This window comes from Burkholderia sp. 567, assembly GCF_040545115.1.
Classification (GTDB): domain Bacteria; phylum Pseudomonadota; class Gammaproteobacteria; order Burkholderiales; family Burkholderiaceae; genus Burkholderia; species Burkholderia ambifaria.
Map to the genome: position 1 here is coordinate 724,247 of NZ_JBEPLG010000002.1, position 13,768 is coordinate 738,014.

At 67.9% G+C, this 13,768-nt stretch carries 14 protein-coding genes and 1 pseudogene; 7 read left to right on the forward strand and 8 right to left on the reverse strand.

Annotated features, from left to right (window positions below):
* The first annotated feature begins 422 nt into the window (after window positions 1-422).
* Window positions 423-755 carry a type II toxin-antitoxin system RelE/ParE family toxin gene (locus tag ABIC50_RS08720; protein ID WP_011660253.1) on the forward strand — a complete coding sequence of 111 codons (333 nt, stop codon included), beginning with the start codon at window positions 423-425 and terminating at the stop codon, window positions 753-755.
* Entirely contained in the window at window positions 752-1,081 is a 330-nt protein-coding gene (locus ABIC50_RS08725) for an addiction module antidote protein (RefSeq protein ID WP_229080750.1), read from the forward strand. The genes ABIC50_RS08720 and ABIC50_RS08725 overlap by 4 nt, the downstream gene beginning before the upstream one ends.
* Window positions 1,082-1,096: 15 nt before the next feature.
* Here the strand turns inward: ABIC50_RS08725 and ABIC50_RS08730 are convergent, their stop codons facing one another.
* Complete coding sequence (locus ABIC50_RS08730; RefSeq protein ID WP_354163159.1) at window positions 1,097-3,115, reverse strand: LssY C-terminal domain-containing protein; 2,019 nt, start codon at window positions 3,113-3,115, stop codon at window positions 1,097-1,099.
* Between the two features lie 102 nt (window positions 3,116-3,217).
* On the reverse strand, window positions 3,218-3,670 hold the full coding sequence (locus ABIC50_RS08735) for a hypothetical protein (RefSeq protein ID WP_354163162.1): 453 nt from the start codon (window positions 3,668-3,670) through the stop codon (window positions 3,218-3,220).
* Window positions 3,671-3,976: 306 nt separating this feature from the next.
* On the opposite strand from ABIC50_RS08735, the gene ABIC50_RS08740 reads away from it, so the two are divergent.
* Together ABIC50_RS08740 and ABIC50_RS08745 are read left to right on the forward strand one after the other, a co-directional pair.
* Window positions 3,977-4,624 (forward strand): response regulator, encoded by a 648-nt coding sequence (locus ABIC50_RS08740; protein ID WP_165752503.1) that lies wholly within the window; start codon window positions 3,977-3,979, stop codon window positions 4,622-4,624.
* Window positions 4,621-6,408, forward strand: a complete 1,788-nt coding sequence (locus ABIC50_RS08745) for a sensor histidine kinase (RefSeq protein WP_354163164.1) — start codon at window positions 4,621-4,623, stop codon at window positions 6,406-6,408. The genes ABIC50_RS08740 and ABIC50_RS08745 overlap by 4 nt, the downstream gene beginning before the upstream one ends.
* Window positions 6,409-6,471: 63 nt before the next feature.
* Here ABIC50_RS08745 and ABIC50_RS08750 read toward each other — a convergent pair whose 3' ends face one another.
* The 4 genes from ABIC50_RS08750 to ABIC50_RS08765 form a co-directional block, all read right to left on the reverse strand.
* Window positions 6,472-6,771 carry a type II toxin-antitoxin system RelE/ParE family toxin gene (locus tag ABIC50_RS08750; RefSeq protein ID WP_229080755.1) on the reverse strand — a complete coding sequence of 100 codons (300 nt, stop codon included), beginning with the start codon at window positions 6,769-6,771 and terminating at the stop codon, window positions 6,472-6,474.
* On the reverse strand, window positions 6,768-7,043 hold the full coding sequence (locus tag ABIC50_RS08755) for a YlcI/YnfO family protein (RefSeq protein ID WP_175726863.1): 276 nt from the start codon (window positions 7,041-7,043) through the stop codon (window positions 6,768-6,770). The genes ABIC50_RS08750 and ABIC50_RS08755 overlap by 4 nt, the downstream gene beginning before the upstream one ends.
* A 112-nt stretch (window positions 7,044-7,155) precedes the next feature.
* Window positions 7,156-8,466: an MFS transporter gene (locus ABIC50_RS08760; RefSeq protein ID WP_105831609.1), complete on the reverse strand. Its 1,311-nt coding sequence runs from the start codon at window positions 8,464-8,466 to the stop codon at window positions 7,156-7,158.
* Window positions 8,467-8,569: 103 nt separating this feature from the next.
* Window positions 8,570-9,586 (reverse strand): ABC transporter substrate-binding protein, encoded by a 1,017-nt coding sequence (locus ABIC50_RS08765; protein ID WP_354163167.1) that lies wholly within the window; start codon window positions 9,584-9,586, stop codon window positions 8,570-8,572.
* A gap of 235 nt (window positions 9,587-9,821) precedes the next feature.
* Between ABIC50_RS08765 and ABIC50_RS08770 the strand changes: the two genes are divergently transcribed.
* Window positions 9,822-10,487: a response regulator transcription factor gene (locus ABIC50_RS08770; RefSeq protein ID WP_011660244.1), complete on the forward strand. Its 666-nt coding sequence runs from the start codon at window positions 9,822-9,824 to the stop codon at window positions 10,485-10,487.
* On the forward strand, window positions 10,474-11,895 hold the full coding sequence (locus ABIC50_RS08775; RefSeq protein WP_354163170.1) for a sensor histidine kinase: 1,422 nt from the start codon (window positions 10,474-10,476) through the stop codon (window positions 11,893-11,895). Before ABIC50_RS08770 ends, ABIC50_RS08775 begins: the two co-directional genes overlap by 14 nt.
* A gap of 37 nt (window positions 11,896-11,932) precedes the next feature.
* Here ABIC50_RS08775 and ABIC50_RS08780 read toward each other — a convergent pair.
* Together ABIC50_RS08780 and ABIC50_RS08785 are read right to left on the reverse strand one after the other, a co-directional pair.
* Window positions 11,933-12,384 (reverse strand): annotated as a pseudogene (locus ABIC50_RS08780) (hypothetical protein).
* An 85-nt stretch (window positions 12,385-12,469) separates the two neighbouring features.
* Window positions 12,470-13,114 (reverse strand): TetR/AcrR family transcriptional regulator, encoded by a 645-nt coding sequence (locus ABIC50_RS08785; protein WP_354163173.1) that lies wholly within the window; start codon window positions 13,112-13,114, stop codon window positions 12,470-12,472.
* Window positions 13,115-13,181: 67 nt separating this feature from the next.
* On the opposite strand from ABIC50_RS08785, the gene ABIC50_RS08790 reads away from it, so the two are divergent.
* On the forward strand, window positions 13,182-13,745 hold the full coding sequence (locus ABIC50_RS08790) for a DinB family protein (protein ID WP_354163176.1): 564 nt from the start codon (window positions 13,182-13,184) through the stop codon (window positions 13,743-13,745).
* Window positions 13,746-13,768: the final 23 nt, after the last annotated feature.

Genomic DNA, 13,768 nt, shown 5'->3' on the forward strand with positions numbered 1-13,768 from the left:
TGCTCGCGCTCTGGTCGCGCGCTATCCGTCGGCCGCCGGCAAATTGTTCACGCTCGCCGGATACGCGACCGGCGAGCACAAGGACGTGCCCGACGCGTGAAGCAAGCCGGCCGACTTCCACGAATCGGTGACCGCATAGCTCGACGCGACGCGCAATCCCTCCTCCGCACGGCGCGTGCCCTCACGCGCCGACGAGATCGGCCATTCGGCCGAATCGTCATCGCAGGCCCCGAATGAAAGAATGATCGTCGTTCGGGAAGCCAGCCTCATCGCCCGAAACCCCGCGTCGCGAAGGCTCTGCGGGCACTCCTGCGCAGCGCCCTTGCGTCGTGCTTCGTCTCGATTCAGCAGTCGGCCCGCGTATGCGTCACTTCATGCCATCCCGGCAATACCCCTTTCCCTCATGTAGCTTATAAGTTACAATGCTCTCCAAGTTCGAACTGCTTCGCTATCAGCGCGACGACGGTCGCGAGCCTTTCACCGAATGGCTGAACACCGTCCGCGACAAAGTCATCCAGGCACGGATTCGCGAACGCCTGCGCCGCGTTGAGACCGGCAATTTCGGCGATTGCGAGCCTGTCGGCGAAGGCGTGATCGAACTGCGCATCCACGTCGGTGCCGGCTATCGCGTGTACTTCGGCCGGTACGGCAGCGCGCTGATCCTGCTGTTGTCCGGCGGCGACAAGCGTAGCCAGTCCGACGACATCAGGCGTGCGCACGAACACTGGTTGAACTGGAAACGGAGGCAGATGTGAACAAACTCAAAGGCGCGGTCTCGCACCACGACGCGGAAGTCGCCGAACTCGCTGCCGACCGCGAGCTGGCGGTGGCCTATCTGCGCGTCGCGATGGAATCGCTCGACGATCCCGACAACCGCGCGGCCGCACTGCTCGCGCTGCGTACGGTCGCGGAGGCGTACGGCGGGCTCGGCGCGGTCGCGGCCGAAGCCGGGATCAGCCGCGAATCGCTGTATCGCACGCTGTCGCCCAACGGCAACCCGACACTGAAAACCCTGCTCGCGGTGCTCAAGACGGTCGGCCTGCGCCTGTCCGTCGTCCCCGCGCGACCGGCGCACGCCTGACGCGTTGCGCGCGCTTCAAGGCTGCACCATCCACACGAGCGTCATCGCGGGCGGCGCCGCGCTCATCCCCGCCGGCGGCCGCTCGATCGTCGGCTCGACCTTCAGCGCCTGCGCGATCGTCGCCGCATCGTCGAGCGGCGTCGTGCGCACGACCGTCATCACCCGCGCGGGCCGATGCAGCGTCTCGCGATACAGCGCGCCGTACCACAGCGGCCGCATGCCGAGCGCATCCTGCAGCACGTACGGATAACGCCATAGCCGCAGCACGAGGCGGCTGTCCGGATGGGCCGCGTCGACGCGCACGAACACGCGGCGCGTGCTCTCGCCGTGCGTGTAGCGCGGCAGCACGGGCAGCGTCTCGGCCGGCGCCTGCGGCGACAGCCAGTGCAGCGCGGTGGCGGGCGACCACGGCGTCGCGCGCTGCCAGCCGGCCAGCGACAGATGGCGGTCGAGCGTGTCCGACGTCGCGCACCATTGCAGCGGCAGATATTCCTCGCGATCGCCGCCGATCTCGGTGCGCCGCGTCGGCACGCGCTGCCAGCCGCCGCGCATCCACTGGTCGACGGTCATCGCGACGACGTCGCCGACATGCGGACGCGCCGCGCGATCGAGCTGCCACTGCGCGGGCACGGTCCACACGCCGGCGGTGGCGAGCACGACGAGCACCGCGACGAGCGCGCCGCGCGGCTGCACGTGTTCGTGCACCCGCCAGTATGCATGGGCGCCCGCCAGCACCGCGAACCACGCGAGCCCGAGGCTCCAGCCGCCGAGCAGGCCCGACAGCCACGTATCGCCAACATAGAGCCGCGCGAAGCCCCCGAGCACGATCCAAAGCACGACCGCCGTCACGACCGGGATCCGCCACGACGCGGGCCGCTCGCGCGTCAGCACCCAGCCGATGCCGCTGCTCGCGAGCATCGCGAACGCCGCGTCGGCGTCGGGCAGCGCCACGTGCAGCGCGCCGGGCGGCAGGCTCGCGGGCGACATGCCGGGCACGCCGGCGCCGAACGCAGGCACGAGCACGACCGCGATGCCGAGCGTCGCGAGCCACCACGCGGACGTCACCCAGCAGCGATGGATCATCAGCCAGACGAGAAACGCTGCCGCGACGATCAGCCCCGTATCGTGTCCGTGCAGCACCGCGAGCGCGCGCATCGTGGCGTCCACGGGCGGCGTGCGCAGGTTCTGCAGGAACGCATACAGCGCGATGTCCGCGTGCGTGAGCGGATCGTTCGCGACGACGTCCTGCACGATGCCGGCGAACAGCCACACGCAGCCGAGGAACAGCAGCGCGAATACGGGCACCGCGCCCGGCAGGCGGCGCACCTTGCCGATCGCGTCGTGCAGCCACGCGCCGAAGCGCGGCCAGCGGCGCGCGGATGCATGCACGGCCGCGCCGGTCGCCTGGCACAGCAACGGCCAGCCGCGCCGCAGCGCCAGGCGTACGCCGAACCACACGAGCGCGACCAGCGCGGCGACCACCAGCAGGATCGCGGCGACCCGCACGCTGATCGCCGCGGCCAGCGCCGCCGACGCGCCGAACACGATTCCCGGCGCGATGTGCACGGGTGCCCAGATCAGCGCCGACACGGCGTTGACCGGATAGAACGACCGGCGCGGCAGCGTCGCGCAGCCGACCACGACCGGCACGACCGCGCGCAGCGGTGCCAGAAAGCGCGCGAGCACGATGCTCTTCATCCCGTGGCGCAGCACGAACTGCTCGCCGCGCGCATAGGCGTCCGCGTAGCCGAGCCGCACCCAGCCATTGCGAATCGCGCCGCCATAGCGGCGGCCGATCTCATAGCTGATGCCGTCGCCGACGATCGCGCCGGCGGCCGCGACGCCGATCGTCGTCGCGCCGTCGAGCGCGCCCGCGCCGATCAGCGTGCCGGCCGCGAACATCACCGCGCCGGCCGGCACGACCGTGCCGATCAGCGCGATCGCCTCCGCGCAGGCGGTCACGAACACAATCGCCAGCACGAGTAGCGGATGCGCGCCGATCGCGCCCAGCCATGCGTGGATCGTGTCGCTCATCGCGGGTCGCGCGGCGTGGCGGCGCGGCGTGTCCGCAGCGGGCCGGCCATGGCGTGGGGAAGGTTCATCGGAGAGTGTGTATGTTCGTGCGGGCCGGTCGCATCAGTCGAACTCGTGCTGCCGCGCATCGGCCTCGAGCGGCGCATCGTGGTAGCCGACGGTCGCGATCTCGTGCAGGTAGCGCGCGAGAAACGCGCCGATCGACCCCGCTTCCTCGTACTGATGCACATGGCGGAACTCGTGTGTGAGCAGGCGCCGCGTGTCGTGGCCGCGCAGCACGAACACCGCGTGGCCGAGCGTGAGGCCGATCGTCCCCGGCCACAGCAGCCCGGTGTCGCGCGCGATCGCGGCCAGCGCCGGCGTGTCGGGAAACGGCAGCTCGTCGCCGACCACGATGCGGATCCGCTCCGGCTGCACGACGCCCACGGTACGCGCGTCGTCGGCCTGCGCGGACGTGAGCGGCACGCCCTGCGCGAGCCCGTGCGCCGCCTGCGCGTCGGCCCACGCGACGGCGTCGGGCAGCGCGGACGGCAGGATGTCGGCGAGATCGATCATCGTGGAGGCTCCTCGGGTCGCGACAGGGCAATCGGGCACCAGTTTATCTCTGAATCAGGGCGTTCCGCGACACACACCGCCCGCCGGAGGGCAATGACTCCCCGGGAATACCCACCCCATCTGGCCCTATCGCCTGTACCATTTCTCGCTGATTATTTCGTTTCGAGACACACTCCACACCTCAATGTCTCAAAAATTTACCGAAGGTGCACCTTTTCCGGCTTCGGCGGAATATATTGGTCAGAAGAACGGCCGCGGCGGCAACCGGCGGAACGGCCCGCGGCGGCATCCCGAAGAGGAACGCTAGTGATCAGGATAATTCTGGCTGACGATCACGCAGTCATGCGGGACGGACTGCGTCACATCCTGGAAACGGCCGGCGGTTTCGAAATCGTCGGCGAGGCAAGCGACGGCACGGCCGCGCTCGCGCTGGCCGAGCGTGGCGACGCCGACGTGCTGCTGCTCGACCTGTCGATGCCCGGGCCGACCGGTATCGAGCTGATCCGGCTCGTCAAGACGCGCGCGCCGGCGCTGCGCATGCTGGTGCTGACGATGCATGCGGAGGCGCAGTACGCCGCGCGCGCGTTCAAGGCCGGCGCGACCGGTTACCTGACGAAGGACAGCGCGACTGCCGAGCTGGTCCAGGCCGTCACCAAGGTCGCGGCGGGCGGCGTCTACGTGAGCCCGCAGGCCGCCGAAAGCCTCGCGCGCACGCTGCGCGCGCCCGTCGAAATGCTGCCGCACGAACGGTTGTCCGCGCGCGAACTCGACGTGATGCGCCGCATCGTCGCGGGCCAGACGGTCACGCGAATCGCGTCGGAACTCACGCTGAGCGCGAAGACGGTCAGCACCTACAAGACGCGTATCCTCGAGAAGATGGAGCTGCCGCACGAAGCCGCGCTGGTGCGCTACGCGGTGCGCCACGATCTCGACCTCGGCGTCGACGACGCATGATGCCCGCGTTCCGCGTGCGCGCCGCAGCCACCGACGACGACGACGCGCCGGATCCGTCGCATCTGTTCATGTCGTCGCTGCCGCCCGGCCGGCGGGAGCGGCGGCTCGCGATCGCAATGGTGATCGTGTCGGCCGTGATCTTCGTCGCGCTCGCGCCGTTCGCGGGCGTGCCGCTTGCTCGCGTGTGGGGCTTCATTCCCGTGTACCAGTCGGCGATCGTCGTCAACGACATGGTGACGGCCGGCCTGCTGCTCGGCCAGTTCGCGATCCTGCGCGAGAAATCGCTGCTCGCGCTCGCGGCCGGCTACCTGTTCACGGGGTTCATGGCCGGCACGCACATGCTGACCTTTCCGGGGCTGTTCACGCCGACCGGCCTGCTCGGCGCGCGCGAGCAGACCACCGCGTGGCTTTATCTGTTCTGGCACGGCGGCTTTCCGCTGGCGGTCGCCGCGTACGTGCTGCTGCGCGCGACGCCGCGCGCCCGCCCGCCGTCGCTCGAGCGGCGCCGCGCGACGCTTCCGGTGCTGCTCTGCATCGTCCTGACGGCCGCCGCGACCGGCGCGCTCGCGCTGCTCGCGACCGCCGGCCACGACCTGCTGCCGCGCATCATGCAGGGCAACCGGATGGCCGCGACGATGACGATCGCGATCACGGTCGTCTGGGCGTTGAACCTGGCCGCGTTCGTGCTGATGTGGCGGCAGCGGCGGCGCCATTCCGTGCTCGACCTGTGGGTGATGATCGTGCTCGTCGCGTGGCTGTTCGACATCGCATTGTCGTCGATGCTGAACCACGGGCGCTTCGATCTCGGTTTCTACGCGGGGCGCACCTACGGCCTCGTCGCGTCGGGCGTCGTGCTGTTCGCGCTGCTGTTCGAGAACGGCCGGCTGCATGCGCAGACGGTGCGTGCGCTCGCCGGCGCGCGCTATCAGCACCTGCTCGTCGTGCAGAAGAGCGCGCAGCTCAACGACGCGAACGAACGGCTCGAGCAGCGCGTCGCGGCCCGCACCGCGCAGTTGAGCGCATCGAACCGCGACTTGCGGCGCGAAGTCGAGGAACGCGTGCGTGCGGAGCGGGCGCTGCAGGCGTCGCGCGAGGAGCTGCGCGAGATCGCGGCGATCAGCGCGAGCGCACGCGAGGCCGAGCAGCGCCGCATCGCGCGCGAACTGCACGACGAACTCGCGCAGACGCTCGCGACGCTGAAGAACGATCTCGAATGGCTGCTTGACCACGTGCCGCAGGACGATGCGCCGCTGGCGCGCAAGATCGCGGCAATGCATGCGCTCGCGCGCGGCGCGGTGACGGCCACGCGGCGCATTGCATCCGACCTGCGCCCGCTGATGCTCGACGACCTCGGGTTCGCGGCCGCGATGCAATGGCTCGTGGAGGATTTCCGGCACCGTCACGGCATGGCGTGCACACTGCGCGTCGAGCCGGGCGAGCTGCAGCTCGACGAACCGTATGCGACGGCCGTGTTCCGCATCGCGCAGGAAGCGCTCGCGAACGTCGCGCGGCACGCGGCCGCGTCGAGCGCGACTGTGGAACTCGTGTACCGGGACGAAACCATCGCGCTGACGATTCGCGACGACGGTGCGGGCTTCGATCCCGGTGCGCGGCGCAAATCGGGATCGTTCGGGCTGGTCGGCCTGCGCGAGCGCGCGTATCTGGTCGGCGGCACGCTACGGATCGACACGACGCTGGGCGTTGGGACGACGGTGGAAGTGGATATTCCGGTGGCGTCCGCGCATGTGGCGATCGCGCATGATGGACGGGGGACGTCGCGCTGATGCAGGGGTGACCGATGGCGGCAAGGTCGACAGACTCCGGGCGCCAGCCGCATCGTTAATGCATCAGCGGTAATCGTCCTCCCGCTGATGGCGGACGGCGAGGATCGTGACTTGCTCGACGGCCTCGATCTCGAACAGCAGGATATAGCCCGATGTGCCGAACGATACGATCAGTTCACGCAAAAACGGATTCCCGGCGTCGATCTTGCGGCACGTGAACGGAAACCGTCGAAGCATCGCTACACCTTGCTCGATCGCCTCTGCCGCATGAGCCGCCGCATCCACATCGCGGTCGAGCAGATATCGATACAGTCGCATCAGGTCGTCACGCGCCGCACGCGTATAGCGGACCCGATAGATCAATCGCCCGCCTTCGTCGCACGCGCGGCTTTCAGCATGTCCTCGAGTTCTGCCTGCACGTCCGCGGCATCGACATATTCACCGGTACGTCGCGCCTCGTCGCGCGACGCCAGGCCTCGAGCAACGAACTCGTGTTGCAGACGCCGACGCGCAATGCCGTCACGCAGTGCCAACTCCATGAACGCGGATAGCGTCTCGTTTTGCTCGAGAACGGATTCCGCCGCCTCCCGCAACTGCGGATCGACACGCAGTGCAGGCATGGTCGCTGTTTTCATTGCATTCTCCATGCATTACATATGCAATGCATGGTAACACGACTCCTCCGTCGACGGCAGTCCACCGTTCGGCCAAGCCGGCGCGTCCTGGACAGTGATCCAACCCCGCACATCACGCCCGCACCGCCACCATCCCCCGCTCCGAGCGCGTCCACGCAACGAGCGCGCCAATGCCGAGCAGCGCGAGACACACGATCGGCACGATCATCGGCCCGAACGCGGTGCCCGTCACCTTGCCCGCGAACGGCATCAGGTTCTGGCTGAAGAAGCCGCCGAGGTTGCCGATCGAATTGATCGCCGCGACACTCGCCGCCGCGCGCGCGCCGGTGAAGTAGCGCGGCGGCATCGACCAGAAACACGGATACAGCAGCGGGATGCACGCGCCGCCGAGCACGAGCGCGATGAAGCGCAGCGGCGTCGACGGCAGCACGAGGCTCAGCAGAAAGCCGAGCGCGCCGAGCGCCGCGACGATCGCGATCGTGCGCAGGATGCTCTTCGCGCGACGCAGTTTCGACGGCAGCCACACCAGCAGCACCACCGCGAGCGCCCACGGCAGCATGCTCAGGAAACCGTTCATGCTGCTCGACACGCCGAACGATTTCACGAGCGTCGGCAGCCAGTACGTGACGCCGTACAGCGACGTCGACATCAGCATGTAAGTCGCCGCGAACAGCATCACGCGCGGATCGAGCAGCGCCTTCCACGGCTGGCCGTGCTCGGCCTGCGCCGGCTTCTCGCGCTCCAGCGCGGCCGCGACGATCTGCTTCTCGCGTTCGTCGAGGAACGACGCCTCGCGGAACGAGGCCGGCAACACGCGGAACACGACGATCGCGACGATCACGGCCGGAATGCCTGTCGCCACGAACACCCACTGCCAGCCCGCGAGGCCCCACACGCCGTTCAGGCTCAGCAGCACGCCGCCGACCAGCGAGCCGAGCATGTTCGCGAGCGCGCTGCCGAGCGTGAAGATGCCGAGCACCTTCGCGCGGTAGCTCTGCGGAAACCACAGCGTCAGGTAGTAGATCACGCCCGGATAGAAGCCGGCCTCGGCGATGCCGAGCAGGAAGCGCAGCGAGCAGAACGCCGGCATCGACGTCGTGAAGCCCATCAGCACGGTGATGAGGCCCCACGTCAGCATGATCCGCGCGAGCCACACGCGGGCACCGTAGCGATGCAGCGCGAGCGTGCTCGGCACCTCGAACAGCAGGTAGCCGATGAAGAACAGCGACGACGCGAGCCCGAATGCGGCTTCCGTCATCCCGAGGCTGTGCACCATCTGCAGCTTCGCGAAGCCGACGTTCTGCCGGTCGATGAACGCGATCAGGAACATCACGACGAGGATGGGCAGCAGGCGCCGCGCGATCTTCGACATGACGCGCTGCTCGTCGGCGGACGCGGGGTCCAGGGTTTCGGTGGCATTCATTAAGGGATCCTCCATGAATCGGTTGCTTGTCGGTTGAATCGGCGCCGCGCGCGACGAACGCGCGGGCGCGGTGCAGGTCGATGAAATCGTGGATCGGCGGCGCTCAGCGTGGCTGGTAGTCGTCGAGCATCGGCGCGAACATCTCGTGCCACGCGCGCGGCTTGGCCTTGATCGTGCCGGCGAGGTACAGGAACTCGACGTAGTCCATCAGCTGGTTCGGCCACACCGAGAACCGCGTGTCCGGCGCGGCGAGCATCCGTATCACGTCGTCGTGCGACACGCCGACACCCGACGACGCCGCATACAGCGCGGCCGCCGCGCGCGGATCCTGCACGATCAGGCGGTTCGCTTCGTCGAGCGCGCCGAGAAACGCGGCGGCCAGCGCAGGCTCCGCATCGACGAGCCGCTTCGGCGCGAACACGACGTCGAGCGTCATCGGGCCGAGCACGTCGACCGAATTCACCACGCGATGAATGCCCGGCTGCCGCAATTCGAGCGTCGAGAACGGCGGCGACGTGAAGTGCGCCGTCACGCCGTTCTCGCGGCGGATCAGCGCCTGCATCGCCTGCGGATGCGGCAGGTTCACGGTGATCGAATCGAGCTGCGCGAAATGCTTCGCACCCAGCTGCCGGCTCGCGACCATCTGCAGCACGACCGCCGACAGCGATGTGCGAATGCCCGGCACCGCGATCCGGTCGGACGGCGTGAAGTCGCGCAGCGACGCGAGGCCCGGACGGTTCGCATTGAGCGACAGCGAGGTCGTCGACAAGCCGCTGATGCCGATCACCTCGACATTCGGAATTCCGCGCGCCCGCGCCCACAGCTCGATGAAGCCCGGCGCGCCGGCCCCCGCGAAGTCGAGCGTGCCGGCCATCATCGCGTCGTTGACGGAATTGCCGCCGTCGAGCAGCACCCAGTCGAGCGCGAGGTCGCGCAGGCCGCGGCGCGCCGCGTGCCGCTCGAACAGGCGCTGCTTCTCCATCACGAGCAGCGGCAGGTACAGCACGCCATAGCCTTTCGAGATCCGCACCGTGCGCGGCTTCGCGCGCACCAGCGACGGCGCGGCGAACGCGCCGAGGCCGGCGGCGAGCAACGCGCGGCGGCGTGGCGACGTCGTCATGCGCACGCCTGCGCGCGGCGCACGGCAAGCGGCCACGCGGCAACCGGCGTCACGCCTCGCCGTGCGTTCGGCCGCGCCTTCATCGTGCCCGTGACATGCTGCATGTTGCCGTCTCCTCTGGTATTAATGCCGTCATCGCTTGTTCCGGCTGTACACAGGTTATCGAGCGAGTCTGAGAAAATGCTGACATCCCGGCCCCGGGAAAACCCCTAACCTTCTACCTGCAAACGGCACCATGCGCATTCTCGTCGTGGAGGACGATGCCGAAATCGGCGCGGCGATCCGCAGCCGTCTCACGCGGCTCGGCCATGCCGTCGATCTCGAAACCGACGGTTCGACCGCGAACAGCCTGCTGCGCGTCGAGCGCTTCGACCTCGTCGTGCTCGATGCGAACCTGCCCGGGCTCGACGGCTTCACGGTGCTGCGCAATCTGCGCGCGTCGGGCAGCACGACGCCGGTGCTGCTCGTCACCGCGCGCTCGGCGATCGACGACCGCGTGAGCGGCCTCGGCTTCGGCGCCGACGACTATCTCGTGAAGCCGTTCGACTATCGCGAGCTCGAAGCGCGCGTGCAGGCGCTGCTGCGCCGCAACAGCGGCCATGCGAACGACGTGCTGACGCTCGGCGGCCTCGTGATCGACCGCAGCAGCCGCCTCGCGGAACTCGACGGCCAGCCGCTGTCGCTGTCGCGCCAGGAGTTCGCGCTGCTCGAGATTCTCGCGAGCCGTCCGCAGCGGATCTTCTCGAAGGACGAACTGCTGAACCAGCTGTTCAGCTTCGGCAACGAGCCGAGCGCGAACGCGGTCGAGCAATACGTGACGCGCGTGCGCAGGAAGCTGCAGGGCAGCTCGGTCGAGATCCGCACCGCGCGCGGGATGGGGTATCAGATTGCCGCGCATTGACTGGTTCCCAAAGACGCTGTTCGGTCGCACGCTGCTGTTCATCGCGCTCGTCGTCGCGACCGGCGCGCTCGCCCTCGCGGTGATCGCGCGCTACTACGCGGGCGTCGCGGCCGAGCGCGCATACGATCAGTTGCTTGCGGGCGCATCGATCCAGGTCGCGGAGAACCTGTACGTGCAAGGCGGCGTGCTCGCGCTGAATCCGCCGGTGGCCGCGCTGTCGACGCTGTCGCGCTACGACCTCGTCTACTACAAGGTCGTCGATTCGCGCGGCGTCGTCGTGGCCGGCTACAACGATCTCGCGAGCTCCGCGACGCTCGCCGCCGCGAAGCAGGGCCCCGCGTTCGCGAACGCCGTCTACCAGGGACACCGTATCCGCACCGCGACGATCGCGCGCTACATGCCCGAGGAAAGCACGCCGGGCTGGGCGCTCGTGACGGTTGCGCAAACCACCAACGCGCGGCAGCAGTTGACCAACGACATGAGCATCAAGGTGTGGACGTTGATCCTGCTGATGAGCGTGCTCGCGATCGGCGCGAGCGGCCTCGCGATCCGGCGCGGGCTGCGCCCGCTCGCGCAGATCGGCACGATCATCGCCGCGCGCGACCCGGCCGATTTGCGGCCAGTAGCCGTCGATACGCCGAGCGAGATCGACGCGATCATCGGATCGATCAACGGGCTGATGCACCGCTTGGCCGAGCGGATCAACGCGATGCAGCGCTTCATCGCCGACGCCGCGCACCAGATGCGCACGCCGCTCGCGAGGCTCGACGCGCAGATCGAACTGCTCGATGGCGAGGCCGATCCCGCGCGTCATGCGGCGCGGCTCGATGCGTTGCGTGCGACCAGCGCGGATGTCGGGCGGCTCACCGGGCAGTTGCTCAATCATGCGATGGTGATTCATCGTACCGAGGTCGTGCCGCTGCAACCCGTCGAACTCGTCGCGCTCGCGAAGGACGTGCTCGGCCGCACGATTCCGCTCGCGGACGAGCGCGACGTGGCCGTCGCGTTCGCGAGCGATTCACCGCATGCGTGGATCGACGGCGATGCAATCAGTCTGCAGGAGGCGTTGTCGAACGTGCTGCACAATGCGCTGCTGCATGGGCATGCGGACGATATCGTCGTGTCGGTCGCCACTGCGGGCAACAGCGACGATGCGGTGACGCTGACCGTCACCGACAACGGGCGCGGGATTCCGCGCGAGCATTGGGACGCGGCGTTGCAGCCGTTCGTGCGAATCGCGCCGGACGGCACCGAACGCCGCACCGGGTCGGGGCTCGGGCTCGCGATCGTGCAGGAAGTGATGAAGGCGCACGGCGGGCGCGTCGGGTTCGCGTTTCCGGATGCGGGCGGGTTTGCGGTGGTGCTGACGTTTCCGCGGGCGGCGGGGGCTGAAGCAGAAAAGGCATGAACAGGCGAACCTGCGCCGGTTCATGCGCGGCAGGCGATCAATCGTCGCGGTCGCTGTCGTCGTCGAAGCGATTGCGCTCGGCGTGCCGCGCGACCAGCCGGTCCAGCTCGTCATACTGACGATCGCAGAAAAGACGACACAACGTGTCGACGTCCGCGCGCGAGTCGACGTCGATCGTGTCGACCTGCCGCTCCAGCTTCCCCTTGCCGATCCCGAACAGCCCCTTCTTCATCCGCATGGCAACGGCATTCAGCTGGAAGCCGTCCGAATGCGCATCCGTCAACGCAGTCACCCACAGCTCGCGCTGATCGTCGGCATGCTGCAGCACGAGCGCCGGTAGCGGGCCGTCCTGCGTCTCGTTCCATTCGACGTGCTGCGCCACCCAAGGGAAGCGTCGAACGCATGAACGAACGACGCATAGTCGGTCGCGCCCTGCTGATCGAGCTGATTGAAGTCGTAGCCGACTTTCTGGATGGAATAGGTCAACATGGCGCGGCAACCCCGTGGTGTTCGAAATCAGGAGAGCGTCAATCTACTGTGAATTTCGGTATCCGTGACGATTTTTCCGGGCGGCTCATGAACGCACATTCGCCGTCGCCGCGCGATGATCTTCGAGGTAAGCACCGGCCAGCCTGACGAGCTCGCGCTTCAGTTTCGGATCCGCCAGCAACCCGCGCCGGGCCGCGTTGTGCACGACGCCTTCGAGCGCGGACGACAGCACCTGTGCGGTCAACGTATCGGCCTTGACCGGCGCACGCCCGCGACACGCGGCAACGATCAGCGCATACCTGCACAGATATTCCTTCTGAAATGCGTCATACGCTTCTCTCGCACCGCCCGGATCGGGAAGATCGAGCAGCGCCCGGTGCAGCGCAGGGTAATCGCGATGCGCGGCGATCAGGTCGCCGATCAGGCCTTCGAGCCGACGCCCGGCGCTCGCCCGACGATCATGCGCGCGCTGCAGCACGGCAAGCACGTCGTCGAAATGGCGACGCCGGATCGCATCGACCAACGCGAGCTTGTTCGGGAAATACTGATACACGGAGCCGATGCTCACACCGGCGACCTGCGCGACCTCGTTGGTCGTGAATCCGGCCCACCCGTGCTTGTCCAGAACGCGAGCCCCGGCCGTGACGATCACGTCCACCGTCGCACGCGAACGGGCCTGGGGTGGGGCTTTGCGCATCACGGCGGCTGCACTGGAAACGCGAGTGGACATGCGGGCTCCCACTGAAAATAATGGTGGCGAAACTCACATATTAGGTGAACCCGACGAGGAAACGATCATGAGCGCGAACCCACTCCTGTCCCGCATGCTGCGCTACCAGGCATGGGCCAATGACGAAATGCTGAAAGCGATGTCGGGGCTCGACGCGGTACGGCATGCGCAGGCGCGTCATCTCGCGCTGCGGCTCATGAACCATTGCCTCGTGGTGAACCGGATATTCGCCGCGCACCTGAGCGGCGAACGTCACGGCCTCGTGTCCGACAACACGCCTGACACGCCGGAGCCGGAAGCGCTGCGCGCGGCATTCGCCACGCTCGATCGCTGGTATCTCGACTATGTGGAGGCCGCCACACCCGACATGCTGTCGGAATCGATTCCCTTTGTGTTTACCGATGGCGACAACGGATACATGACGCGCGAAGAGATGCTGACCCATGTCGTCACGCACGGCGGCTATCATCGCGGCGAAGCGGGCAGACTGATGATTCAGGCGGCCGCGCTCTCGGCACAGGATATCGAGCTCCCTTGGGATACCTACGCCGTTCACTTGCATCGGACAGCGCCCGAGCGCAGGCTGCAACGCAAGATTGGCGGTGCGAACTCGGCGAATGCTGGGCGATGAAACGCGCTACGCCGCCTACACCG

Coding starts and splice junctions, on each gene's coding strand:
- ABIC50_RS08765 (WP_354163167.1), bottom strand. CDS start 9,586: ATGACGACGTCGCCACGCCGCCGCGCGTTGCTCGCCGCCGGCCTCGGC.
- ABIC50_RS08770 (WP_011660244.1), top strand. CDS start 9,822: ATGCGCATTCTCGTCGTGGAGGACGATGCCGAAATCGGCGCGGCGATC.
- ABIC50_RS08745 (WP_354163164.1), top strand. CDS start 4,621: ATGATGCCCGCGTTCCGCGTGCGCGCCGCAGCCACCGACGACGACGAC.
- ABIC50_RS08735 (WP_354163162.1), bottom strand. CDS start 3,670: ATGATCGATCTCGCCGACATCCTGCCGTCCGCGCTGCCCGACGCCGTC.
- ABIC50_RS08720 (WP_011660253.1), top strand. CDS start 423: ATGCTCTCCAAGTTCGAACTGCTTCGCTATCAGCGCGACGACGGTCGC.
- ABIC50_RS08730 (WP_354163159.1), bottom strand. CDS start 3,115: ATGAGCGACACGATCCACGCATGGCTGGGCGCGATCGGCGCGCATCCG.
- ABIC50_RS08790 (WP_354163176.1), top strand. CDS start 13,182: ATGAGCGCGAACCCACTCCTGTCCCGCATGCTGCGCTACCAGGCATGG.
- ABIC50_RS08760 (WP_105831609.1), bottom strand. CDS start 8,466: ATGAATGCCACCGAAACCCTGGACCCCGCGTCCGCCGACGAGCAGCGC.
- ABIC50_RS08785 (WP_354163173.1), bottom strand. CDS start 13,114: ATGTCCACTCGCGTTTCCAGTGCAGCCGCCGTGATGCGCAAAGCCCCA.
- ABIC50_RS08755 (WP_175726863.1), bottom strand. CDS start 7,043: ATGAAAACAGCGACCATGCCTGCACTGCGTGTCGATCCGCAGTTGCGG.